General features: G+C 64.0%; 1 protein-coding gene. It reads left to right on the top strand.

Annotated features, from left to right (window positions below; translation table 11 throughout):
* The first annotated feature begins 366 nt into the window (after window positions 1-366).
* Window positions 367-588, top strand: coding sequence for a helix-turn-helix domain-containing protein (locus AC1D01_RS37780; RefSeq protein WP_477875089.1), 222 nt, complete (start codon window positions 367-369; stop codon window positions 586-588).
* Window positions 589-619 lie beyond the last annotated feature (31 nt).

Here is a 619-nt window from a genome sequence, read left to right as displayed (position 1 = left end):
GGCCAAGCCACGGTTAGCAAGGTCGAAAGCGGCGAACGCCGGCTCGATGTGATCGAGCTGCGTGCTTGGCTGCGCGCGCTGGAGGTTGACTTCGTCACGTTTGCCGTCGAGCTGGACCGACGCTTGCAGGCTCATCCCATGTCCGACAGCCGGCTCCGCGGCGCTCGGCGGACGGACCCAACTACGCGCCCGCAGGGCACTGTGCCGCCCCGACGACGAACGTAGATTGGCTCATCGTTTGCATTCGATGAGTTATTAATAACGTGGCCTCAATAGGACATTTGCCGGACCCTCCGGCAGATGTCGACACGTCTCAGGAAGCCGAAGCGTGGGCGCCCGCGAGGAGCGCTCAGCTTTGACGCGGACGTGGCGAAGGCGTTTGGCGGCGTGGTGCGAGAAGCCCGGCTGTCGGCGGGCATCTCCCAGGAGGCGCTAGCTCACGTAGCCAATGTCGAGCGCTCCTACTTCGGCCGCATTGAGCGTGGTCAGAGCCAGCCGACGTTGCACGTCATCCTCAAGATCGCGGCAGCGCTTGGCTACGAAGGTGGCGCGCTGGTCACGATGGCTGAGCAGAAGCTCTCGCAATAGATCTGCCGGTCCCGTCAGGCCATGTGTCGAG

It is taken from the genome of Rhizobacter sp. P3_B12 (assembly GCF_056402895.1).
This window is presented reverse-complemented; position numbering and strand designations above follow the sequence as displayed.